The organism is Symbiobacterium terraclitae, from assembly GCF_017874315.1.
GTDB classification, from domain to species: domain Bacteria; phylum Bacillota; class Sulfobacillia; order Symbiobacteriales; family Symbiobacteriaceae; genus Symbiobacterium; species Symbiobacterium terraclitae.
In genome coordinates this window covers 1-22,069 of sequence record NZ_JAGGLG010000044.1, presented here as the reverse complement: position 1 = coordinate 22,069, position 22,069 = coordinate 1, and the positions used below count along the sequence as shown (strand labels likewise).

The window sequence follows — 22,069 nt, the reverse complement described above, 5'->3', positions numbered from 1 at the left end:
AATCGACTCGGAGTGCTTGACGAAACGCCGGATGCGTGACCCGCATGTCCGGTGTTGTGAGAGGCCGTAGGGCGACCCTACGGTCTACTCGATCCTACCCTTCCAGCACGTTGCGGGCGTCGCGCAGCGCCTGCCCGACCAGCTCGTCCGGGCTGGCGTAGGCCTTGTACCAGCCCCGCTGGACGGCGACCTGGGTGCAGCGCTCGTGCTCGGCCAGGGCGTCGTTCAGGTGCGTCATCAGGATGTGGCGCAGGTCGGGGCTGGCGGTCTCGAGGACCGCCGCGCAGTAGGCCGTCGCCTTCACCTTCGCGGCGGACAGCAGACTCTCCGCGATCACCCGGTCGTCGGGTTTCATCCCGATCGCTTCGCCGATGGCGCTCATCACCGCCGACAACGTGCACCCCTCCTCAGCCGATTCCGTGTCGCTCGCAGAAGTCCGTCAGCGCCTTCACGTGGGCCTGCGCCGTCTGCAGGCAGGCGTTCAGCTGCTGGCGCAGGTCGGGGTCGCTGATCATTGTCAGCATGGACTTGGTCTTCTGCACGTCCCCCGATTCCATCCGGAGCAGTTCGTTGATCAGCAGCTTTTCGTGGGCCGTGACCTGCTGCTCCTGGGTAGTGGCGCTCACAGCCGGTTAACCCCCTTCCGCGTTCTGTTCACGAGGCACAGGGGTAGTATGGCCGATTCGCCCGGCAACCACGCTGCGGCGCGCACAGGCAGCCGCCATCGGTCGGCGGCTGCGCCTGACGCAGGATCCGCGTACGGCCTGCTGAGCGTCCTGTCTCTGCGATGCACTTCAGAGCCGCTTTTCCAGTTCCAGCTCGTCGTGAATCGGGATTCCGTGATTCCCGATCAGCGGAATCGACGGCTTCGCCCTGCGCGCCTCGTCGATCGCGCCGGCGTGCACGGCGACGAGCCGGTAGCCCCGCCGCCGGTAGAAACGCAGCGCGTCGAGGTTGTCGTTGGACGTGATCAGCCACACCCGGCCGCAGCCGGCCTCACGGGCTGCGGCCTCCACGGCGCGGAGCAGGGCGGTGCCCACCCCCCGCCCGCGGCCGGAGGCGTTGAGGCTCAGGAGTTCGCACTCCGCACCCTCGATCCGGAACGTCGCCGCGCCGACCCGGGCGTCGCCCTCCCGGGCGATCAGGCCAGCGAGGTCGGCGAGGCGGTGCACCCGGCCCCGGGTGACCATCGTGGTCCCGCCCCACTCCTCGGTCCAGAGGCGGGCCAGCCAGTCCCAGTCGGACGCGTCCCGCGGCGGGAGGATGTTCAGCTGGGTCATCACATGTCCTCCGTCGGTTCTAAGATCTGGCATCTGTTGATCTGGCATCGCCGGCGTCGCACCGGCTAGCACCTGACGTACTTGCGCTTGAACCCCAGCCGCCCCTTGTCGATCTCCTTCCGGATGTTCGCCAGGGGCTGCAGGCGCTTCTTCTTGCCGACCTCCACTTCACCGATCGCCGCCGCCGTCTCGACCGCCTTCTCGTGAAGCGGGACGTACGATACCCCCACGGTGTAGACAAAGTTGCTCATCGCGTACTTGGTCCGCTCCGGCGCCTGGTGAATCGTCTCCCTCACCCGGTCCAGCAGGCCGGAGAGCTTGCTCTCGGAGAACTCGTGATCGGGGCGGCTGCCCAGCAGCCAGCAGTAGCAGCTCCACCCCGCGGACATCTTCAGGTCTTCCCCGCTCGCGATCCACTTGTCGGCCACCTGCTGTGCGATCGGGCTCTCGGCCAGGGTCACGGCGACGACGAAGTCCGAGATCATGTAGAAATAGGCGCCGTCGATCCAGCGGTCGAAATCGGCCTCGGTCATCGCCGCGGGATCGGCGATGACCCCCGCGAAGTACATGGCGTCGTAGTTGCCCGTGGCGTAGAGCTGCTCGGCCAGGGGCTGGTTGCGCTTGATCTTCCTGGCCAGGGGCTTCATCTCGCCCGTGGCCACGCCGAAGAGCGGCTCGCGGGCGCCGTTGGACAGGTACAACTTCTTGAGGCGATCCTTTCCCAGGGCTTCCAGTTCCTGCATGACCGTTTCGAAGTCCATGGTGCGCGCCCACCGCCCGTCTCAGAGGTATTGCTCTTCCTTTGTAGGGGCTGTCCGCGCGGCTGTCAAGCACCTGTCGGCCGGTGGCCTTCGCCCGGTCGCTCGAGCGAGCCCCGGCGGCCCGGGCAGCGTCAGGTGCGCACCCTGAGCATCCCTCGCAGCATGAGCGCGTCCCGAGAGGATTGCACAGGATCGAGCACGCACTGCCGTCCGCTCAGCGTCGAGCGCGCCCCCCAGCAGCCCGCGCAGCGTGTGAGCGGTCCGAGGGGTTCGCACAGGATCAAACACGCACCTGGCCGGCCCGGGCAGCGTCAAGTGGACACCCGGGCAGCCGTGCAGCCCACGGCCCGCGAACCTTAAGAAAACCTTAAGCTTCGTGTGCACCGGTCAGTAAGAACTCGCCGGTACACTTGTCCACGGACGGACTCGGTTCGTGGAGGTGACCTCATGCTGCACGGTGCGTGGGCCGGATGGGCGGGCGCGGTGGCCCGGTCGCTGGGGGGCGCTCACGCCGCTCCCCGTGTGCGGGCGCGCGCCGCGCTGCTGGCGGACTGCAGTACGGGCGAGGTGCTGTACGCCCAGGACCCGCACGCCGCGGTCGCCCCGGCCTCCATCACCAAGCTCATGACGCTGCGCCTTGCCCTGCGCGCCCTGCGGGCGGGGGATCTGGCGTGGGAGGAGGAGGTGACCGTCAGCGAGCGGGCCGCGGCCCACCACCCGGACTTCCGGGGCGCCTCCTGCATGGACCTGCGGGCGGGCGACCGCGTGGCGGTGGGCGACCTGCTGAAGGGGGTGGCGGTGCCCTCCGCCTGCGATGCCGCCATGGCGCTGGCCGAGCGCCTCTCGGGCTCGGCCGCGGCCTTCGTGGAGCAGATGAACGCCGAGGCCCGGCGCCTCGGCATGCGCCACACCAGGTTCGTGGACCCCCACGGCCTCTCGGCCGCGAACCGGACGACGGCAGGCGACCTGCTCCTGCTGGCCCGGCGGTACGTCCAGGAGGAGCCCGAGGCGCTGGCCCGCCTGCACAGCCTCCCCTGCTTCGTCTTCGGCGGGCGGGTGCTGCGGGCGACCAACCTGCTGCTGGGGCGGTATCCCGGCGTCGACGGGCTCAAGACCGGCTTCCTGGACGAGGCGGGCTACCACCAGATCACCACCGCCGTGCGGGACGGGCGAAGGCTGATCGGCATCGTGCTGGGCACCGCCAGCAAGCGGGCCCGGCGCGACGAGAGCGCCGCCCTGCTCGACCTGGGCTTCCGCCGGCTGGCGACCTGAGCGCACCCTCCGCTCAGATCCGGAAACGGCGGATATGCCCCTCCAGCCGCCCGGCCACGCCGGCGGCGCGCTCCGATGAGCGGGCGATCTCTGGCGTCTGCCGCGGCGACGTACTCCTCCAGGGTGGGCTGGAGCGCTGTGGCGATCTGCATGGCCGGGGACTTGTCTCATCGAAGCGTCGCGCCACGTTCCGGAGGCCCTGCAGGAGCCTCTCCGCCTCCGGCACCGCAGCCCGGTCCGCCAGCGCGGCGAGGATCTTCTCAGCTTCCTGACGGTGGGCCTCGTACCGCTCCTGCGCAGCCGGGTCCCGCTTGATCACGAAGGCCCAGAAGTTCTGGGCCTGGCCCTGAACAGCGGCCTTCAGCTGCGCGGCCCTGACCTGGTCCACGCGCAGGCCGTTGGCCAGGCCCTGGTACAGTGCACCCTGTTGACCGAGGGCCAGGATGCTGATCGCAGTTGTACCGAGCATTAGGAGGAGAATCCCGGCCAGGCTGCGGCGAGTTTTCCGGCGATGGTCCAACGAAAGCTGCGCACGGGCGCGTCACCTCCAGGTGATGATCCAAGTACTGACGGATGATTATGGAGGCTGCGCCTGCGGCGAAACATCAGGAGATCGACTTGCGTGCAACGCGCGACGGCGCGCACCGCAGGGGTGCGCGCCGTTGAGGTGGGGGAGGCAGCCGTTACTCCGCCGACATGCGGAACCGGCTGACCTTCTCCTGCAGCTCCCGGGAGACCTGCGCGAGGTCCGCCGTGGAGCGGGCGATCTCGTCGATGCCGGAGCTGAGCTCCTCGGCGGAGGCGGCCACCTCCTCGCCCGAGGCCGCCGTCTCCTGCGTCGTGGCGGCGATGGTCTCGATGGCCCGGGTAACCTGTTGGGCGCTGTCCGCCATCTGCTCCGTCGCCGCGGTGTTCTCCTCAGTCACCGCGGCCATCTCGTTGACGGCCGTCTGCACCGACTGGCTGGCCGACACCAGCTGCGCGGTTGCGGCTGCGATGGCCGCCACGTGCTCGCTGGTCTGCTCCACCATCCCCACGATGTCGTCCAGGGCCCGGCCGCCGTTGACCGCCAGGGCCGCGCCGTGGTCCACCTGGCCGGTCACCAGCCGCATGCTCTCGACGGCGTCGGCCGTCGCCTTGCGGATCCGGTCGATCAGGCCGGAGATCTCGCGGGCGGAGGAGGCCACCCGCTCCGCCAGCCGCCTGACCTCCTCGGCCACAACGGCGAAGCCCCGGCCCTGTTCGCCGGCGCGGGCCGCCTCGATGGCGGCGTTGAGGGCGAGCAGGTTGGTCTGCTCGGCGATCTCGGTGATGGTGTCGGTGATGGCCCCGATCTGGCCGGAGAGTTCGCCCAGCTCCGTCACCTGATCGGCGGAACGGCCCACGCTGGTCTGGATGCCCCGCATCGCCTCCACGGCCTGCTCGACGACCTGCTTGCCGGACCTGGCGGTGGCCAGGGCCTGCTCGGCGGCGGTCTTGACGCCCGCGGTCTTCTGCGACACGTCGCTCAGGCCGGAGAGCACTTCGCGGACGTTCTCTGCGACCGTCTCCGACTGCCGCGCCTGCTGCTGTGCCCCGCCGGCGATCTGCTCGATCGCCCGCTGCAGTTCCCGCACCTCCTGCAGGCTCTCCGCCGCCGCACGGGACTGGGTGCTGGTGCCCTGGGCGATCTGGTTGACCACGTCGGCCACCGCGGCCGAGGACTCGGCCATCTGCTCGGTCGTGGACTTCAGGTCGTTGACCCACTCCACCACCTGCTGGCTGGATGCGATCACCTGGGCGATGAGGTCACGCAGGCTCTGCAGCATCTTGTTCACCGAGTTGGCGAGCATGCCGATCTCGTCGCGCGACTTCACCGTGAGCGGCTCCACCGAGAGGTCGCCGTCGGCCACGCGGTCGGCCACGGCGGCCAGGCGCGCCAGCGGCCTGCCGATGGACCGGGTCATCAGCCCCGAGATCAGGGCCGCCAGCGCCAGCGAGACGGCGTTCAGGCCGATGATCAGCCAGCGGGTCATCTGCTCGACTTGCTGCGTCTCCTCCGTGACGGCCGCCACGCCCTTGTCCACGTACTCCGTGATGTCGTTCGCCGCCGCGATGTAGACGGCGAGCAGCTCACGCGCACGGGGCAGATGCTCTGCCACGGCCGTCGGGCCCATGGTCAGGATCGTGGCGACGTACTGATCAAACGCCGTCCCGGCGTTGACCAGGGCCTCCGTCAGAGGCGCCGCCTGCTCGCTGTTGGCGTTCTCCTTCAGCCACTGGATGGCGCTCTGCGCTTGCAGGTAGTAGTCCTGGTACTCGCGCCGGGCGCTGGTCTCGCCCAGCGTATACGCCAGCACGGACTCGATCTGGCCGTGGATGGCGGTCGACAGCTGGGCGGTCTTGATCTGCGCCACCCGCAGGTCGTTGGCCAGCATGGCGTACTGCTCGCTCTGCGTGCCGAGGGCCCGCAACGCCTGAACCGTCGATGCAACCATCAAGAGCATGATTGCGGTGAAACCGAGGGCCAGTTTCCTTCCAATCGTCCAGCGCATGACTGCTGGATACCTCCATTACAGCTGTATTACAGAGGTTACATTTTAGGTTTAGAGCAATTGGTAGTTCAAACCTGCGCCGGAATATTCGGATCTCGGTCCTAAAGGCACGTCTAGCTGAATTTAGTCACTCTGTAGTATATCTGTAGATAGGTAATAGTAGGGGGTCTGCAGGCCCAGAATCTGGTGCCGTCGGCAGGCTGCCCGAGGAGGCGAAGGCATGACGCAGGAGGAGATCATGCTGGCGTACGCGCGGAAGCGCCGCCGGCGCATCTACGCGGTGTTGGTGGCGGTGTTCCTGCTGTTCGTGGGCGCCTCGGCGGTGGGCCAGATCTTCGGCGACCGGTACGGCATGGTCACGGCCGTGGTGGTGCTGGTGGGGTTCCTCGTGTTCGTCTGGCGGGACTGGCGGTGTCCGGCCTGCGGGCACGCCCTCGGCGCCGAGTTCGACCAGCGGCACTGCCCGTACTGCGGCACCCGCCTCGTGCGCTGAGTGCTCAGATACCAGCGCGAACGAAAGTCCTCCGTTCGGCGATCTGCCGGACGGAGGACCTGCTGTTGGCCGCGCTCTCCTCTTGCGCATAAGCAGCGGCGCGTTTATGATATGGTTCTGTACCGAACGTTCGCGAGGGAACGAGGTGACGCGCGTGTCCGCCCTGCGTACCGAGATCAGCGAGCTCTGGCACCAGGTGAACCGGCGCATGCACGGCCTGCTGCACGAGGCGTTCCGGGAGTCCGACCTCCCGGCGCCCTTCTTCGTCCTGCTGCGCGAGATCGCCCGGGAGCCGGGGATCACGGTCTCCGAACTGGCCCGGCGGGTCGACCTGGTGAAGAGCCACGTCTCCCGCACCGTCGACCACCTGGTACAGAGGGGCTACGTCCGCAAGCAGTCCGACCCCGAGGACCAGCGGCTGGCCCGGCTCTACATCCTGCCGGAGGCACACGCCCGGCTGCACCGGACTGGCGAGGCCGTGCGCGCGGCCTGGGACGCGGTGGTGGCCGGTGTGCCGGACGAGGAGCTGGCCACGGTGGAGCGGGGGCTGCGGATCCTGCTGGACACGCTGGAGCGCCACAGCGCAACTCGCAAGAGAGAGAGGGACTAGTGTGGTCAGACTGTTGCGCTATCTGAAACCCTACTCGCTTCCGGTCTCGGCCATCCTGCTGCTCGCGTTCCTCCAGGCCGTCTCCGAGCTCTACCTGCCGACCCTCATGGCCGACATCGTCGACTACGGCATCGTCAACGGCGACACCGGCTACATCGTCAGGGTCGGCGGGATGATGCTGCTGGTGGCGCTGGGCGGTACCCTGGTGGCCGTCCTGGGGAGCTACCTGTCGGCCCGGGTCAGCGTGGGCTTCGGCCGCGACCTGCGCAGCCAGGTCTTCCGGAAGGTCCAGGGATTCTCGCTGCACGACTTCGACCGCCTGGGCACGGCCACCCTCATCACCCGTACCACCAACGACATCACGCAGGTCCAGATGGTCGTGACGATGATCCTGCGGATGATGATCACCGCCCCGATGATGGCCATCGGCGGAGTGGTGATGGCCGTCTCGAAGGACCCCACGCTGAGCCTGGTGATCGTGGTGGTGATCCCCGTGCTGGCCGCGCTGATCGGCCTTATGGCTGCAAGGGGCATCCCGCTCTTCAAGGCGATGCAGGTGAAGATCGACCGGCTGAACCGGGTGGTCCGGGAGGGGCTGACCGGCATCCGCGTGATCCGCGCCTTCAACCGGACCGATTCGGAGACGGTGCGCTTCCAGGAGGCCAACCGCGACCTGACCGACACGGCCATCCAGGTCAACCGGCTGATGGGGGCGATGATGCCGTCGATGATGCTGCTGCTGAACCTCACGACCATCGCGATCATCTGGTTCGGCGGCCTCCGCATCGACGCGGGGCAGATGCAGGTGGGCGACCTGATGGCCTTCATCCAGTACGTGATGCAGATCATGTTCTCGCTGGTCATGGTCTCCATGATGTTCGTCATGGTGCCCCGCGCCTCGGCCTCGGCCGTGCGCATCAACGAGGTGCTTGCGGTGGAGCCCGGCGTGCAGGACCCGCCGGCGCCGCGGCCGGCGCGCGGGCCGCAGGGCCAGGTGGAGTTCCGGGATGTGACCTTCCGCTACCCCGGCGCGGAGCGGCCTGCGCTCGAGGGGATCAGCTTCACCGCCCGGCCCGGCGAGGTGACGGCCATCATCGGCGGCACCGGCGCCGGCAAGACCACCCTGGTCAACCTGATCCTGCGCTTCTACGACGTGCAGGAGGGCGCCGTGCTGGTGGACGGCGTCGACGTGCGGGAGTGGGCGCAGGCGGACCTGCGGGCGCGCATCGGCTACGTGCCGCAGAAGGCCCTGCTCTTCACGGGTACGGTCGCCGAGAACATCCGCTACGGCAAGCGCGATGCCACGCCGGAGGAGGTGGCGCACGCCGCGGAGGTCGCCCAGGCCAGCGGCTTCATCGCCGAGCTGGCCGGGGGCTACAACGCCGAGATCGCCCAGGGCGGCACCAACGTCTCGGGCGGGCAGAAGCAGCGGCTCACCATCGCCCGGGCGCTGGTGCGCAGGCCCCAGATCTACCTCTTCGACGACAACTTCTCGGCCCTGGACTTCAAGACGGACGCCCGGCTGCGGGCCGCGCTGCGGCGCGAGACCAGCCAGGCCACGGTCATCATGGTGGCTCAGCGCGTCAGCACCGTGATGGACGCGGACCAGATCATCGTGCTGGACGAGGGCCGCATCGCGGGCATCGGCACCCACCGGGAGCTGCTCCGGAACTGCGATGTCTACCGCGAAATCGTGCTCTCGCAGCTGACGGAGGAGGAACTGGCATGAGCGCACAGCACAGAGGCCGCCCGGGCGGTCCGCACCACTTCGGCCCGCCGATGGCGATGCCCGGCGAGAAGGCCCGGGACTTCAGGGGGACCCTGCGGCGGCTGCTCGCGTACCTGCGCCCGCGCGCCTGGCAGCTGGGGGTCGTCCTCCTGCTGGCGGTGCTCAGCACCGTCTTCAGCATCATCAGCCCCAAGATCATGGGCAAGGCCACCACGAAGCTTTTCGAGGGGCTGATGGCCAAGTACCTGGGGCTGCCCGGTGCGGGGGTCGACTTCGCCTACATCGGGCGCATCCTGGTCCTGCTGATCGTGCTCTACCTCATCAGCGCGGCCTTCGGCTACGCCCAGCAGTACATCATGGCCGGGATCGCCCAGAAGACGGTCTACGACCTGCGCAACCGGGTGAACGACAAGCTGGCACGCCTGCCGCTGAAGTTCTTCGACTCCCGCACCCACGGCGAGGTGCTGAGCCGGGTCACCAACGACATCGACACCATCGCATCGACCCTGCAGCAGAGCCTGACGCAGCTGATCACCGCCATCGTGACCCTGATCGGTGTGGTGGTGATGATGCTCTCCATCAGCCCGCTGCTCACCCTCGTCACCCTCGTCACCCTGCCGCTCTCGGCGGTCGTCACCGTCGGGGCGGCCAGGCGCTCACAGAAGTTCTTTGCTGCGTTTCAGAAGAGCCTGGGCGAGCTGAACGGCCACGTGGAGGAGGTCTTCACCGGCCATCCCGTGGTGAAAGCCTACGGCCGGCAGGCGGAGGCGGTGGCGACCTTCGACGGGATCAACCAGCGGCTCTACGAGGCGGGATGGAAGTCCCAGTTCGTATCGGGCATGCTCTTCCCGCTGATGGGGCTGGTGAACAACATCGGCTACGTCATCGTCGCCGTCGTGGGCGGCGTCCTGGTCACCCGCCGGGCGATCGAGATCGGCGACATCCAGGCGTTCATCCAGTACTCCCGCCAGTTCGGCCAGCCCATCGCCCAGACGGCCAACATCGCGAACGTCATCCAGTCCACCATCGCCGCGGCCGAGCGGGTCTTTGAACTGCTGGACGAGGCGGAGGAGGTGGCCGACCCCGCGGATGCGGTGGTCCTGCCGTCACCCCGGGGCGAGGTGCGGTTCGAGAACGTCCGCTTCAGCTACAAGCCGGACGAGCCGCTCATCGAGGACCTGAGCCTGACCGCCAGACCGGGCCAGGTGGTGGCCATCGTCGGCCCGACCGGGGCGGGCAAGACCACCCTGATCAACCTGCTCATGCGCTTCTACGACGTGGACGGCGGACGCATCACCATCGACGGGGTGGACATCCGCCGGATGCGGCGGCGTGACCTCAGGGCGCTCTTCGGCATGGTGCTGCAGGACACGTGGCTGTTCAGCGGCACGATCCGGGAGAACATCGCCTACGGCCGGGAGGAGGCGACGGAGGAGGAGATCGTCCAGGCCGCGAGGCTCGCCCACGCCGACGCCTTCATCCGCTCGCTGCCGCAGGGCTACGACACCGTGCTGAACGAGGAGGCGTCCAACATCTCCCAGGGCCAGCGGCAGCTGCTCACCATCGCCCGCGCCTTCCTCGCCAACCCGCCGATGCTGATCCTCGACGAGGCGACGAGCTCGGTGGACACCCGGACGGAGCTGCTCATCCAGCGGGCCATGCAGTCGCTGATGCGGGGCCGGACGAGCTTCGTGATCGCCCACCGGCTCTCGACCATCCGGGACGCCGACCTCATCCTGGTCATGGAGCACGGCCGCATCGTCGAGCAGGGCACCCACCGGGAGCTGCTGGAGGCCGGCGGCCACTACGCCGAACTGTACAACAGCCAGTTCGCCGGCAGCGAGCCCGCGTAAAGAAGAGCCTCCGCGCGGCTTCATGCCGTGCGGAGGCTCTGCGCTTCCCCAGTTACGCTGAACTAGGACGCCTTGTCGGTCTCCAGCTTTGTCTCGACGATCCGGATGCCGTAGTTCTCGCCGATGGCGATCACCTCGGCCTTCATGATGGGCAGCTGGCTTACCCTGACGTCCAGCGGCTCGTTGGCCATGCGGTTCAGGGTGATGACCGAACCGGGGCCCATCTCCAGGATGTCCCCCAGCGGCAGCCGGGTCCTGCCCAGTTCCACGCTCAGCGTGAGTTCGATGTCCAGGAGCGCGTCCCGCAGCCCTGCCGGGAGCCGTCTGACGACCGGCGCCGGCCCTGCTGCGGCATGGGAACCGGACGCGCCGGCTCCGGCGCCCGCGGCCGAAACGCCCGTGCTGCGCGCCGCACCCGCACCGGACCCTGCGGCAGCCGCGGGCCCTGCGGCGGCGGTGGGCGCTGCGGCAGCGATGGGCGCTGCGGTGGCAGCCGGTGCGGCGCCGGCCGCACCGCCCCCTGCCTGCGGGCCGCCCCTCCGGGCGGCGCGCGCGGCGACCGCGGCGGCGTCCAGTTCCGCCTGCGTGACGGGCCCGAGGTCGACGGCCGACTCATACTCGGCCGGTCCGGGCGCAGCGGGCTGCTGGCCCTCGGTGGCGGCGTCCTGTTTGGGGGCTTCCACCCCCTGGCCCGGCGGTTTTGCCTGCGACGCGCTGTCGTTGGCCAGCAGGCTGGCTACCAGTGCGTCAATTTCGCTCTGGGACAGCTTGTTGGACACGGCGGCTCTCCCCTCTTAAGGCAATCCAATTATGTAACATTACAACCCTGCCACCTTCGATCCCTGCCGCTGACGTGCATTTTTCCTGCCCGGCGCCAATGGACAGCGGCCGTGCGGCGGCATATAGTCAAAGCATGAACAAGGCCAGCAGGCCGGGAAGAAGGGACATTCGCTGATGGAATCGTGGCGCAGAAACGTGTTGATCCTGTGGGCGGCAGTCTTCATCGCATCGGCCTGCTGGACCATGGTGATGCCGTTCATGCCGGTCTTCCTGGGGGATGACCTGGGCGTGACGGCGGGCGTGACGGCCTGGGCAGGACTGCTCGGCGCCGCGGGTTCCGGCTTCAGCGTCCTGAGCGCCCCGCTCTGGGGCGCCCTGGGCGACAGGTTCGGGCGCAAGGCCATGATGGTGCGGGCGGGGATCTTCCTGGGCCTCTCCTACGTGCTGATGTCCCTGGTCCGCAGCCCGCAGGAGCTGCTCGGCGTGCGCATCATGATCGGCGCACTGACCGGCTTCATCCCCGCCGCCACGGCCCTGGTGGCCACCACCACGCCCGAGCTGCACCTGGGCAAGGCGCTCTCGCTGGTGGCGACGGGCAACCAGGCCGGGTCGATCCTGGGCCCGATGGTCGGCGGCGTGCTGGCCGACCTGGTGGGCATCCGCCACACGATGATCCTGAGCGGCGTTTTCGTCCTGGCCGCCACGCTGCTGGTGCTGGTCGCGGTGCGGGAGGAGTTCCAGCGGCCCGCCCAGCAGCAGAGCAACGTGCTGGGCGACATGCGCCAGATGCTGCGGGTCGGGCCGCTGGCGCTGGTGCTGCTGACCAGCATTCTCATGATGACCTCGCAGGCGGCCATGGAGCCGATCCTGGTTCCCTATATCAAGGAGCTGCTGGGCCCCGGCCAGCCCAACTGGATGGCCGGCGTGATCTACTCGCTGCCCGGCGTGGCGTTCGTGATCGCCGCCCCCTGGTGGGCGACCCTGGGCGGGAGGTGGGGATACGCCACCACGGTCTCGGTCGGGCTCCTCGGCGGGGCCCTGCTCACCGTCCCGCAGGCCCTGGTGGGCGGGGGCATGGCCATGGGCTTCTTCCGGCTGACGGCGGGCCTCGCCCTGGCGTCGGTGAGCCCGGGGATCTCCGCGCTGATCACCGAGGTCGTCGCCCGGGAGCAGCGGGGGAAGGCGTTCGGCCTGAACCAGTCGGCCTTTAACCTCGGCGCCATGCTGGGCCCGCTGCTGGGGGGCTTCCTGGGCGACCTCGTCGGCATCCGCTGGGTCTTCGTGCTGACCGCGGTCCTGCTGATGGTCTCGGCCGCGTGGTGCTGGACCTTCGTGCGGGTGCAGGTACAGCAGCGGACCGGCACCGACCTGTCGGCATAGGTCAGGCGTCGGCCCGCTCTTGAGCCTTCTCTTCCGCTGCCTCCTGCTCCCGGCGCTGACGCCGGTGGGCGGCCAGGGCCAGGCGGACGTCCTCGTTCTCGCGCAGGAACGAGGTGAGGTCCTGCAGACAGCGCACCGTCGACGGGCTGACGTGGTGCTCGATCCCCTCCACGTCCACCTGCACGGTCTCTTCCGGCACGCCGATGGTTCGGAGGAACTCCGACAGCATGGCGTGCCGGTCTTTCATCTCCTCGCCGAGCATCTCGCCCGCGGGCGTCAGCACGAGCCCGCGGTAGCGCTCGTAGTGGATATAGCCCGCCTCCGCCAGCTTCTGCACCATCTTGGTGACCGACGACGGCTGCAAGTTCAGTTCGTTGGCGATGTCGCTGACCCGGGCATAACCCTTCGACTTGATCAGTTCGTAGATCTTCTCGACGTAGTCTTCCATGCTCGGGGTTGCCATGGCCACCCTCATTTCCTTCACCGATTGTAGCCTCATTTTAGCATAGGCTGTCGACTTCGGTCACGTCCCGGCCCGGCGGGAACAGGTCGACGGGCGTGAAGTCGATCGCATCGCACGCCACCAGCTGGTAGCGCACCCCGCGGTGCACCCCCTGCAGCGCCCGCTGGGAGGCGCTCGGGCCGTGAAGGTGGCCGTACACGCAGAGCAGGACGTTCCCCCATCCCTCCAGGAGCTCGGTGAACCCTGTGGGCGCGTGGTCGTCGGCCACGGGCGGGTAGTGGAGCATCACCACGTAGGCGGCAGCCCCGGCCTTGCGTCCGGCCTCCAACGAGAGCTTCAGCCGGCCGACCTCCCGCAGGTAGATCTTCTCGTTATGCGCCGGGTCCTCGCCCCAGGAGCGGTCGCCCGGCGTGATCCACCCGCGCGTGCCGCAGACCGCCACCGGCCCGGCGACTCCGGGGACCGATCCTTCAGGCAGGAGCACGGCGTCATTCTGGATGAAGGAGATGGTGCTCAGCGGCAGTTCCCGGAGCTTCTTCAGCGACTGCCACCAGTAGTCGTGGTTGCCCTGGATCAGCAGCTTGCGCCCGGGCAGCCGGTCGATCTCCTGCAGGTCCGGCAGGGCCTCCTCGATGGTCATCCCCCATGAGATGTCGCCGGGAACCAGCACGACGTCCTCCGGGCCGACCGTGGCCTCCCAGTTCTGGAGGAAGCGAACGGTGTGGCCCGCCCAGCGCGGGCCGAAGACATCCATGGGTTTGTTGACGACCAGGCTGAGGTGAGGGTCGCCGATCGCGTAGATGGCCACGGGAGGTCCTCCTTCGTGAAAGGTGGGCGGTGGTGCGGTCTCGGGCGCCTTCGTCGCTGGAGCCGGCAGCAAGCACCAGGGACGATGCTCCCGGCGCGGCGAACCAGTACGGCGAAGGGGACAGGCACAAGCCAGTGAGCGGGAACGCACAGGGGCCGAAATCCATCCAAACCAGTGGCATGGTAAATGCTTGTGTGCTGAAATCTAAGCGTAGCGGAGGGGGGTGAGGGCCGTCAAGGGATGGAGCCCGACCTGGGCCGAGCTGGTTGCCGGCCTGGCCGTGCTGTATAACTTCGCCGTCTTCCTGGCCTACGCCTGGGACAAGCTTCGGGCCCGGCGCGGCGGCCGGCGGGTCCCGGAGCGGACCCTGCTCTGCCTGGCGGCCCTGGGCGGCGGTGCCGGGGCGTTCTGCGGAACCTACCTGATCCGGCACAAGACCCGGAAGGCCCGGTTCACCATCGGGGTGCCGGCGGCGCTGGTCGCACAGGTCGCGCTGGCGGCCTGGGCAGTCACGCAGCTTCGGTGACCAGCCTGGCGGGCAGGGCGGCGGAGGGGCATCGCCCCCGTTGAAAGGAAAGGAGGAGGGATCCGTGGAAGCGGTGTCCACAGGCGCGTTCGACGTGGGGGCCTTGGTGCGAACGGTGGTGGCGCTGCTGCTGACGGTGCTGATGGGGTGCAGCCCGGCACAGGCGCCCGGGCCGGTCGCCGTGGCCATCGCGCTGGAGCCGGTGGTCGACGGGCTGGAGAACCCGCTGTACGTCACCCATGCCGGCGACGGCAGCGGCCGGCTGTACGTGCTGGAGCAGCCGGGCCGCGTGCGGGTGGTGGAAGGAGGGCGCTTGCTCGAGGCGCCGTTCCTGGACCTGACCGACCGCGTGCTGAGCCGTGGGAACGAGCAGGGGCTGCTGGGGCTCGCCTTCGCCCCGGACTTCGCCGGGAGCGGGACCTTCTACGTGCACTACACCGGGCGTCCCGACGGGCGCACGGTGCTGGCCCGCTACCGGCTGAAGGGGGGCGACCCGTACCGGGGCGACCCCGACTCCGAGGAGGTGCTGCTGACCGTGGAGCAGCCTTACGCCAACCATAACGGTGGGGCGCTGCTCTTCGGTCCCGACGGCTGCCTCTACCTGGCGCTGGGCGACGGCGGCTCGGCCGGCGACCCGGAGAACCGGGCACAGAACCTGGAGAGCCTGCTGGGCAAGATCCTGCGGCTGGACGTCTCGCAGCCCGGCCCCTACCGCGTGCCGCCGGACAACCCGTTCGTCGGCCGGGAGGGGCGGGACGAGATCTGGGCCTACGGGCTGCGCAACCCCTGGCGGATCTCCTTCGACCGGGCGACGGGCGATCTGTACATCGCCGACGTGGGGCAGAACGCGATCGAGGAGGTCAACTTCCAGCCCGCGGACAGCCGAGGCGGTGAGAACTACGGCTGGCGCGTCTACGAGGGCTCCCGCAGGTACGCCCAGGGCGAGGCGCCGGGAGCGGTCCTCCCGGTGGCCGAGTACACCCATGCCGAGGGCGGCTGCTCCGTCACCGGCGGCTACGTCTACCGCGGGAAGGCGATCCCCGGCCTGGTGGGCACCTACCTCTACGGCGACTACTGCACCGGCCACATCTGGGGCCTGACCCGGGCGAACGGGGAGTGGCGGACGGCCCGCCTGCTCGACTCGAACGCGAACATCACCTCGTTCGGGGAGGACGAGGAGGGCGAAGTGTACGTGGTGGACCGTCGCGGGACGATCTACCGCATCGTGCCGGCGGGGTAGGCGGATGGGAGGCGGATAGACGGCCGTCGCTTGGCCCAACCCCGGCGGAGCGAGTGGTTTCCGGGCGGTTGACGAGGCAAGGGTGTGCGTCACGGCGCACCGCAACTGGGAGGAGGTTGTCGCAGTGGAAGGGATCTTGACGGCGCTGCAGCAGGCGCATCAGCTGGCGGCGGGCGGGGCGCTGTGGCCGGGCTTCGATCTTGCGGACATCCCGATCGTCATCTACGACCGGGCGGAGGCACTTCTCGTCGGGCACCCGGCCCCTCCCCCGGGGTACGAGCCAGCCGGGACCGTGGCCGGCCGGGCCATGCACAGGGGAGCGACCCTGCCCGAGATGGCGGCCAACACGGCGGCGCTCGTCAACGGGCAGCTGTCCGCGCTGGTCAGCCTGCCCGACGCCGGGCCGGCAGATGAGGCGGCGTTCGTGAGGCTCATCCTGCACGAGGCCTTCCACGTGTTCCAGCAGACGGCGCTCTCCGCCATGCCCCGGATGGACCAGGACAGCATGCGGGTGATGAGCGAGTACCCCGAGAACGACGCTGCCAACAACGCCATGGCGGTGGTGGAGAACCAACTGCTGGCCCGGGCGCTGGCCGGCGAGGACGGTGCCGCGGCCGCCTTCCTCGCCATGCGGCAGCACCGCCACCGGCGTCTGGTCCGTCTGGACCGGGAAGAGGTCGTGATCTACGAACAGACCGTGGAGTGGGTGGAGGGTACGCCCACCTACATCGAACTGCGGGCGGGGGCGGAGCGGGAGGCCCTGGCTGAGCGCCTCCGGCAGCACAGCCGGGGCGGTCAGAACGCCGCCCTCCGGCGGTTCTACGACACCGGCGCGGCCCAGGCCCTGCTGCTGGACCAGTACGCCCCCGGGTGGCAGGCCGCGCTCCGCAGCGGCGCCACCCTCCAGGCGCTGCTGGCCGAGGCGGTCCCCCAGCCCTGGCCGACCGTGAACCAGGTGGTGGTGAACGAGGGGTTTGCCGGAATCCTGGAGGCGGAGGAGCAGGCCGAGGCGCAGCGGCGGGAGCGGATCGCGGCGCTGCTCCGCGCGCTGGAGGAGGGCGCGGGCGTGCGGGTGGAGGTTCACCTGCCGCCGCAGGTGACCGGGGTGATGTGGGATCCCACCAACCTGCTCAACATCGGGCCCGGGCGCCGGCTCCACACCCGGTTCTGCGGGGCCCTGGGGCCCGGCGGCCTGAAGGTGACCATCGAGGCGCTCTGCCTCGAGGAGTGGGGGCCCGGGGGACGGCGCTTCACCTTCCGGCTCCCGGTGATGCCCACCGTGCACCGCGGTGCGGACGCGAACGCCCTGGCCGACCCGCCGGGCGCGACAGGCGGCCCGCTCGTGGTGCAGGGCGGCGGGCTGTCGGTCACCGCGCCGTCGGGGCGGTGCGAGGTGGGCGACGGCTCGCTGCAGATCTGGGTTGCGTGCGCATGACAATCCGGGATACGGCTCGCGGCGAACTCAGGACTGCGTGCGGATGTCAAGCTGGGAGGCCGTTGGCTGTGAATACTCGTTGCGTGCCCATGGCAACCTGGGAGGCGGCTGGCTGCAAGTGCGGGTGACGTGCGCGCAAGGTGGGCTGTCCGAAGTCATTCCCGATGCCCGTCGGACAGCCCCGAACGCGTCACTCGGGCCCGTGCAGCACCACCCGGCTCCGGAAGTAGCGCTCCTGGAACGCCACGAGCGCTTCGACCTGCCCCCGGGAGAAGGTCACGCCCGCGGGGGCGACGACCAGCTTGTCCTCCACGTCGTCGTCGCGGAGGACGACGGCGATCACCTGGCCGGAGAACTGGCCGACGCGGCGGTCGACGCCGACGAGATAGGCGTCGATGGGCTCGCCGTCCCCGGAGACGGTGCCGGGCACGTAGCCGTAGTTGACGGGGTACCGGAGCGACTCGTACTGCGGGTGGCGGCTGCCCATCGGCCGGTCCACGTGCACCGTGACCTGTTGGCCCAGCCCGGCGAGGAGGTTCGGCCGCCCATTCGGTTCCTCCACGGTCTCAACCCCTCCGTCCCACACTGTTGATACATGGAGTTACAGTTCACGTCTTGGCGAGACATCCCCTCCTGGCCGGGTTGGCCGGTGGCGGTGAACCTCCGGCCCAGGCGGCATCCTGCGGTTCATCGACAGGCTGGGGGCGGGGCCGCTGCGGCACATCCTGCTCACGCACGGACACGGCGATCACACCGGGGCGGTCGGGCGGATCCGGCGCGCGTTCCCGGTGCCGGTCCTCGCCCACGCCGCCGAGATCCCAAATGACCGGCGAGCAGTACCTCGCCGCCGTCGGGTAGACCCGCCCCGGCCGGTGCGGTATGCTGGCAGTGCAATGCAGTTGCGGGCAGGGGGGATCTTTCTTGCCGCATATCCTCGTAGTGGACGACGAGCCGGGCGTGCTGAAGGGCCTCAGGCTGAGCCTGGAGCAGGAGGGATTCCAGGTGACCACCGCCGCCGACGGGCGGGAGGCCCTGAGCAAGTTCCGCAACGGCGACTTCGACCTGATCGTGCTGGACCTGATGCTGCCCGAGGTGGACGGCCTCACCGTCTGCCGTGAGGTGCGCGCCGCCGGCATGACGCCCATCATCATGCTCACGGCCAGGGCCGACGACATCGACAAGATCCTCGGCCTGGAGCTGGGGGCGGACGACTACCTCACCAAGCCCTTCAACACCCGGGAGCTGATCGCCCGCATCCGGGCGGTCCTGCGGCGGGCCGAGGCGCCCTCCCGGGCGGAGCAGGCGGGGCGGGTGGTCGTGGGCGATCTGGTGCTCCACACCCGGCAGCGCCGGGCGGAGGTGGCGGGGCGTCCACTGGACCTGACCGCTCGGGAGTACGACCTGCTGGAGCTGCTGGCCCGCCACCCCGGGGTGGTCTACACCCGGCAGGAGCTGCTGGACCTCGTCTGGGGCTATGACTTCGCGGGCGACGACCGCACGGTGGACGTCCACGTCCGCCGCATCCGCGAGAAGCTGGAGGAGGAGCCGTCTCGGCCCCGCTACCTGCGCACCAAGTGGGGCGTGGGCTACTACCTGGAGGCCGAGCCGTGAGGCGCCCGGGGCAGTGGCCGCTGGCGGCGCAGCTGGCGCTGGCCTTCGCGCTGGTGACCGTGCTGGCCCTGGGCGGGAGCGGTGCCCTGCTGCTCTACCAGTCCAGCGCACGGCTCCTGGCCGGGCGGGCCGAGTCGACGCTGGCCTGGGGGCAGGCCGCTGCGGGGCTGGCGGCGGAGTACTGGTCCGACCCGCGGGAGGGCATGACGCTCGCGCTCTACCGGTTCCACCAGCAGAGCGGCATCCGGCCTGTGGTGGTGGACACGGACGGCCGGGTGGTGGCAGACGTCAGCTCCGAGACGCCGCTGCTGGGGGAGCGCCTCACGCACCCGGAGCTGCAGGCGGCGCTGGCCGGCAGGACGGCCACAGGCACCCGGCGGCTGTCCACCGGCGAGTGGGTGATGTACGGCGGCGTGCCGGTCGTCGTGTCCGGCGAGCAGGTCGGCGCCGTGCTGGTGGCGGCCGGCATCGGCGCGGTGCGCGACGCCCAGCGGGACCTGCTGCGGCAGCTCGCCCTGGTGGCGGGCGCCATGGCCGCACTTGCGGTGCTGCTCGGGGTTCTGCTGGCGCGGTACCTCACCCGCCCGCTGGTGCGCCTGCGAGCGGCCGTGGCGCGCCTCGCCAGGGGCCAGCTGGACGCCCGGGTGGAGCCCGGGGGAAGCAGCGAGCTCCGCGACCTGGGCCACGGCTTCAACCGCATGGCCGAGGAGCTGGGGCGGCTGGACCAGCAGCGTAGGGCGTTCGTGGCGGACGCCTCGCACGAGCTGCGCACGCCCATCGCCGCGATCCGGGCCCTGGCCGAGCCGCTGCTCTCCGACCGCCCGATCGATGTGGCGGTGTACAAGGAACACCTGCACGACATCGTGCACGAATGCGAGCGGGCCGGCCGGCTGGTCAACTCGCTGCTGGAGCTGGCCCGCCTGGACATGCGGGCGGAGTCACGCAGCCAGGTAAGCCAGGCCGCGGAGCCCATCGACCTGCGCCGGGTGGCCGTGGAGGTGGTTCATGCCCTGGAGCCGCTGGCCGCCGAGCGGGGCGTCCGGCTGGCGATCCTGCCCGGCGAGCCGGTGATGGCGCGGGCCGACGCGCACCTGGTGGAGGCCGTGCTGGGCAACCTGGTGGAGAATGGGATCAAGTACACCCCGCGCGGCGGTGCGGTGCAGGTATCGGTCGGCGTGAACGTGGACGGGGATCGAACGGAAGGTGGGGCGAGCCTCAGCGCCGGGAGCGAGCGTGCGGGCGCCGCAGAGCGGCGAAGGAGAGCCGGCGGCGAACGTGATGGCGCGGCCAGTCAGCGGCCGGTCGCCTGGATCAAGGTCGCGGACACGGGCATCGGCATCCCGAAGGAGCACCAGGCGCGGATCTTCGAACGCTTCTACCGGGTGGACAAGGCGCGGTCGCGGGCCACCGGCGGCGCCGGACTGGGGCTGGCGATCGCGGCGGAGGCCGCGGCCCGCCTCGGCGGCAGGATACATGTGGCATCGGAATCCGGCAGGGGCAGCGAGTTTACATTTACGCTGCCGCTTTAACCGGCGCGTCATACTCTCGTAACAACTTGTCATTTCGGGGTCATACTTGACCGGTAGACTCTGCAGTAGCGCCGAACCCTGAAAGGAGCCGATACGCATGATGAAGCAAACCGGTCGCATGGCCCTGAAGCGAGCGCTGCCGCTGATGGTGGCAGTGGCCCTGGGGGCATCCGGCTGCGCGGGCGTGGGTCCGCAGCAGGCGCCCGAGGGCGAGGCACCCATCTCCCCGTCCGTCCAGGTGCAGCCCCCGGTCAAGACCCAGACCGTGACCGTCTTCTACCCCGACTGGCAGGTGCAGCACGTGATCCCGGAGCAGCGGCAGGTGCCCGAGGGCAGCGCAGCGGAACTGGCCACCCGGGTGGTGGAGGAGCTGCTGGCCGGTCCCGCCGACCCGACCCTGCAGCGGCCCTTCCCGGACGGGACCCGGCTCCTGGAGCCGGTTTCGCTCAACAACGGCGTCGCCGCGGTCAACCTGAGCGAGGAGGCGAACCGGTTGCAGGGCTCCGCCAGCGTGGTGGCCGCGCTGAGCGCACTCCGCCTCAGCCTGAGCGAGATCCCGGGGATCGTGCGGGTCCAGCTGCAGGTGGACGGCCGGTCCGACGGCGACCTGGGCGGCATGGTGCTCGAGGTCATGGACCGCGGTCTCTATCTGTACCCGGTGCTGCCGAACCCGGAGCGGATCAAGTACCTGCAGGGCCGGGCGGACCAGGGGCTCGACCCGTGGCGGCGGGACCCGCTGGAGGTCGCGCACTTTGATGGCCGCATGTTCGGCTTTACGGCCGCGGAACTGGATCAGGCGACCATCCAGCAGGCCGGGAACGAGGCCGAGGTCTACGTGACCCGGGACGGCACCACGTACAACTTCACCCTGGTGCGGAACCAGGCCGCAGGCGGGAACGGGATCTGGACGATCGCCAGCCTCAACCCGATGCAGTGGCATGCGTACGAGTCCCTGCCCTTTGCCCTGCAGTCCTGGGCGGACCGCTACACCGAGACCACCATCGGCGCGACCAACGCCGAGTTCGACCGGCTCTACCTGCTGGCCTCCGTCGAGGAGGGCGACGTGCGCATCACAGGAGCAGCCACTGAGGGCGGCCAGCTCGTGGTCTCGCTGACCGAGGAGGGCGGCGGGCCTGTCTCCATCGCCTCCGTCCCGCTGCCGGGCGCCGACCTGGAGACCGTCTTCCGGTGGGAGACGCCGCCGGTTGGGCCCGCCAGCCGACACACGTCGCCCGAGACCCTTCCGCGCCTCTACACGGCAGACGGCACGGGGCAGGCCGAGACCGTGCTCACCGGAAACGCCGTCGTCCACACCACCGCCTTCGAGGCAGGGCGGATCACGGTGATGGGCTACGCCCGCCACCTGTTCGAGGCCAGCATATCGGCCCGCCTGCTGGACGGTAAAGGGCAGGAGGTGGCGGTCGGCCACGGCACGGCGACGGCCTCGATGTGGGACTGGGGCGAGTTCACCATCGTGCTGGAGCACAGCGTCCCCCCCGGCGAGTACCGGCTGGAGATCGGCGATTACAGCATGCGGGACGGCGCCTGGCAGCCGCGGACCGTGAAGTATGTAACCGTGCCTGCTCGGTAGATCGGGCATGAAGTCGACAACGGAGCCCTCCGGCATGGCCGGAAGGGCTCCGTCCTGGTACGCCTCGCAGTCTACGTGACTAGGAGCCTGTCTGAGTAAGCCAGTTCTGTAGGAGCAAAAGGGTTCGGTGTCCAATGTCTTCAGCATGAGCAAGAAGACGTATCGACCGTATGA

The 22,069-nt window shown here is 69.6% G+C and carries 22 protein-coding genes and 1 pseudogene; 13 read left to right on the top strand and 10 right to left on the bottom strand.

Features of this window, described 5'->3' with window-relative positions; genetic code table 11:
* Nucleotides 1–94: 94 nt before the first annotated feature.
* The 4 genes from J2Z79_RS17230 to J2Z79_RS17215 all read right to left on the bottom strand — a co-directional run bounded on the left by J2Z79_RS17230 (nucleotide 95) and on the right by J2Z79_RS17215 (nucleotide 2,041).
* Nucleotides 95–385, bottom strand: a complete 291-nt coding sequence (locus tag J2Z79_RS17230; RefSeq protein ID WP_342589533.1) for a spore coat protein — start codon at nucleotides 383–385, stop codon at nucleotides 95–97.
* Between the two features lie 22 nt (nucleotides 386–407).
* Nucleotides 408–626, bottom strand: a complete 219-nt coding sequence (locus J2Z79_RS17225) for a hypothetical protein (RefSeq protein WP_209468135.1) — start codon at nucleotides 624–626, stop codon at nucleotides 408–410.
* A 168-nt stretch (nucleotides 627–794) separates the two neighbouring features.
* Nucleotides 795–1,280 carry a GNAT family N-acetyltransferase gene (locus J2Z79_RS17220; protein WP_209468134.1) on the bottom strand — a complete coding sequence of 162 codons (486 nt, stop codon included), beginning with the start codon at nucleotides 1,278–1,280 and terminating at the stop codon, nucleotides 795–797.
* A 65-nt stretch (nucleotides 1,281–1,345) separates the two neighbouring features.
* Entirely contained in the window at nucleotides 1,346–2,041 is a 696-nt protein-coding gene (locus tag J2Z79_RS17215; protein ID WP_209468133.1) for a DNA alkylation repair protein, read from the bottom strand.
* 447 nt (nucleotides 2,042–2,488) lie between these two features.
* Here J2Z79_RS17215 and J2Z79_RS17210 point away from each other — a divergent pair, with 447 nt between their 5' ends.
* On the top strand, nucleotides 2,489–3,313 hold the full coding sequence (locus tag J2Z79_RS17210; RefSeq protein WP_209468132.1) for a D-alanyl-D-alanine carboxypeptidase family protein: 825 nt from the start codon (nucleotides 2,489–2,491) through the stop codon (nucleotides 3,311–3,313).
* A gap of 13 nt (nucleotides 3,314–3,326) precedes the next feature.
* Here the strand turns inward: J2Z79_RS17210 and J2Z79_RS17205 are convergent, their stop codons facing one another.
* Together J2Z79_RS17205 and J2Z79_RS17200 are read right to left on the bottom strand one after the other, a co-directional pair.
* Nucleotides 3,327–3,782 carry a hypothetical protein gene (locus J2Z79_RS17205; protein WP_209468131.1) on the bottom strand — a complete coding sequence of 152 codons (456 nt, stop codon included), beginning with the start codon at nucleotides 3,780–3,782 and terminating at the stop codon, nucleotides 3,327–3,329.
* 214 nt (nucleotides 3,783–3,996) lie between these two features.
* A complete protein-coding gene (locus J2Z79_RS17200) occupies nucleotides 3,997–5,847 on the bottom strand; it encodes a methyl-accepting chemotaxis protein (protein WP_280953784.1) in 1,851 nt (616 codons plus the stop codon).
* A gap of 220 nt (nucleotides 5,848–6,067) precedes the next feature.
* Between J2Z79_RS17200 and J2Z79_RS17195 the strand changes: the two genes are divergently transcribed.
* From J2Z79_RS17195 to J2Z79_RS17180, 4 genes are all read left to right on the top strand, one after another.
* Entirely contained in the window at nucleotides 6,068–6,340 is a 273-nt protein-coding gene (locus J2Z79_RS17195) for a zinc ribbon domain-containing protein (protein WP_209468130.1), read from the top strand.
* Nucleotides 6,341–6,494: 154 nt separating this feature from the next.
* A complete protein-coding gene (locus J2Z79_RS17190; protein ID WP_209468129.1) occupies nucleotides 6,495–6,950 on the top strand; it encodes a MarR family winged helix-turn-helix transcriptional regulator in 456 nt (151 codons plus the stop codon).
* A gap of 1 nt (nucleotide 6,951) precedes the next feature.
* Complete coding sequence (locus tag J2Z79_RS17185; RefSeq protein WP_209468128.1) at nucleotides 6,952–8,679, top strand: ABC transporter ATP-binding protein; 1,728 nt, start codon at nucleotides 6,952–6,954, stop codon at nucleotides 8,677–8,679.
* A complete protein-coding gene (locus tag J2Z79_RS17180) occupies nucleotides 8,676–10,532 on the top strand; it encodes an ABC transporter ATP-binding protein (RefSeq protein WP_209468127.1) in 1,857 nt (618 codons plus the stop codon). Before J2Z79_RS17185 ends, J2Z79_RS17180 begins: the two co-directional genes overlap by 4 nt.
* A 62-nt stretch (nucleotides 10,533–10,594) precedes the next feature.
* Here J2Z79_RS17180 and fliN read toward each other — a convergent pair whose 3' ends face one another.
* On the bottom strand, nucleotides 10,595–11,311 hold the full coding sequence (fliN, locus tag J2Z79_RS19220) for a flagellar motor switch protein FliN (protein ID WP_209468126.1): 717 nt from the start codon (nucleotides 11,309–11,311) through the stop codon (nucleotides 10,595–10,597).
* Nucleotides 11,312–11,486: 175 nt separating this feature from the next.
* Here fliN and J2Z79_RS17170 point away from each other — a divergent pair, with 175 nt between their 5' ends.
* Nucleotides 11,487–12,692: an MFS transporter gene (locus J2Z79_RS17170; RefSeq protein WP_209468125.1), complete on the top strand. Its 1,206-nt coding sequence runs from the start codon at nucleotides 11,487–11,489 to the stop codon at nucleotides 12,690–12,692.
* A 1-nt stretch (nucleotide 12,693) separates the two neighbouring features.
* Here J2Z79_RS17170 and mntR read toward each other — a convergent pair whose 3' ends face one another.
* Together mntR and J2Z79_RS17160 are read right to left on the bottom strand one after the other, a co-directional pair.
* Nucleotides 12,694–13,167 carry a transcriptional regulator MntR gene (mntR, locus tag J2Z79_RS17165; RefSeq protein ID WP_245302953.1) on the bottom strand — a complete coding sequence of 158 codons (474 nt, stop codon included), beginning with the start codon at nucleotides 13,165–13,167 and terminating at the stop codon, nucleotides 12,694–12,696.
* Between the two features lie 25 nt (nucleotides 13,168–13,192).
* Nucleotides 13,193–13,963, bottom strand: coding sequence for a metallophosphoesterase (locus J2Z79_RS17160; protein WP_209468124.1), 771 nt, complete (start codon nucleotides 13,961–13,963; stop codon nucleotides 13,193–13,195).
* A gap of 223 nt (nucleotides 13,964–14,186) precedes the next feature.
* Between J2Z79_RS17160 and J2Z79_RS17155 the strand changes: the two genes are divergently transcribed.
* The 3 genes from J2Z79_RS17155 to J2Z79_RS17145 all read left to right on the top strand — a co-directional run bounded on the left by J2Z79_RS17155 (nucleotide 14,187) and on the right by J2Z79_RS17145 (nucleotide 17,164).
* On the top strand, nucleotides 14,187–14,489 hold the full coding sequence (locus J2Z79_RS17155; RefSeq protein WP_342589532.1) for a DUF1294 domain-containing protein: 303 nt from the start codon (nucleotides 14,187–14,189) through the stop codon (nucleotides 14,487–14,489).
* Between the two features lie 64 nt (nucleotides 14,490–14,553).
* Nucleotides 14,554–15,729, top strand: a complete 1,176-nt coding sequence (locus J2Z79_RS17150) for a PQQ-dependent sugar dehydrogenase (protein ID WP_209468123.1) — start codon at nucleotides 14,554–14,556, stop codon at nucleotides 15,727–15,729.
* Nucleotides 15,730–15,853: 124 nt separating this feature from the next.
* Nucleotides 15,854–17,164, top strand: coding sequence for a hypothetical protein (locus tag J2Z79_RS17145; RefSeq protein ID WP_209468122.1), 1,311 nt, complete (start codon nucleotides 15,854–15,856; stop codon nucleotides 17,162–17,164).
* 190 nt (nucleotides 17,165–17,354) lie between these two features.
* Here the strand turns inward: J2Z79_RS17145 and J2Z79_RS17140 are convergent, their stop codons facing one another.
* The gene (locus J2Z79_RS17140; protein ID WP_342589531.1) at nucleotides 17,355–17,726 is read right to left on the bottom strand and encodes an inorganic diphosphatase; all 372 of its coding nucleotides are present in this window, start codon (nucleotides 17,724–17,726) and stop codon (nucleotides 17,355–17,357) included.
* 115 nt (nucleotides 17,727–17,841) lie between these two features.
* Here J2Z79_RS17140 and J2Z79_RS18685 point away from each other — a divergent pair.
* The 4 genes and pseudogenes from J2Z79_RS18685 to J2Z79_RS17120 form a co-directional block, all read left to right on the top strand.
* Nucleotides 17,842–18,054: pseudogene (locus J2Z79_RS18685) on the top strand (MBL fold metallo-hydrolase); the annotation flags it as partial.
* A 31-nt stretch (nucleotides 18,055–18,085) separates the two neighbouring features.
* Entirely contained in the window at nucleotides 18,086–18,775 is a 690-nt protein-coding gene (locus J2Z79_RS17130; RefSeq protein WP_245302949.1) for a response regulator transcription factor, read from the top strand.
* Nucleotides 18,772–20,304, top strand: a complete 1,533-nt coding sequence (locus tag J2Z79_RS17125; RefSeq protein ID WP_209468120.1) for a sensor histidine kinase — start codon at nucleotides 18,772–18,774, stop codon at nucleotides 20,302–20,304. The genes J2Z79_RS17130 and J2Z79_RS17125 overlap by 4 nt, the downstream gene beginning before the upstream one ends.
* A gap of 97 nt (nucleotides 20,305–20,401) precedes the next feature.
* Complete coding sequence (locus J2Z79_RS17120; RefSeq protein ID WP_209468119.1) at nucleotides 20,402–21,895, top strand: GerMN domain-containing protein; 1,494 nt, start codon at nucleotides 20,402–20,404, stop codon at nucleotides 21,893–21,895.
* The last annotated feature ends 174 nt before the right edge of the window (nucleotides 21,896–22,069 follow it).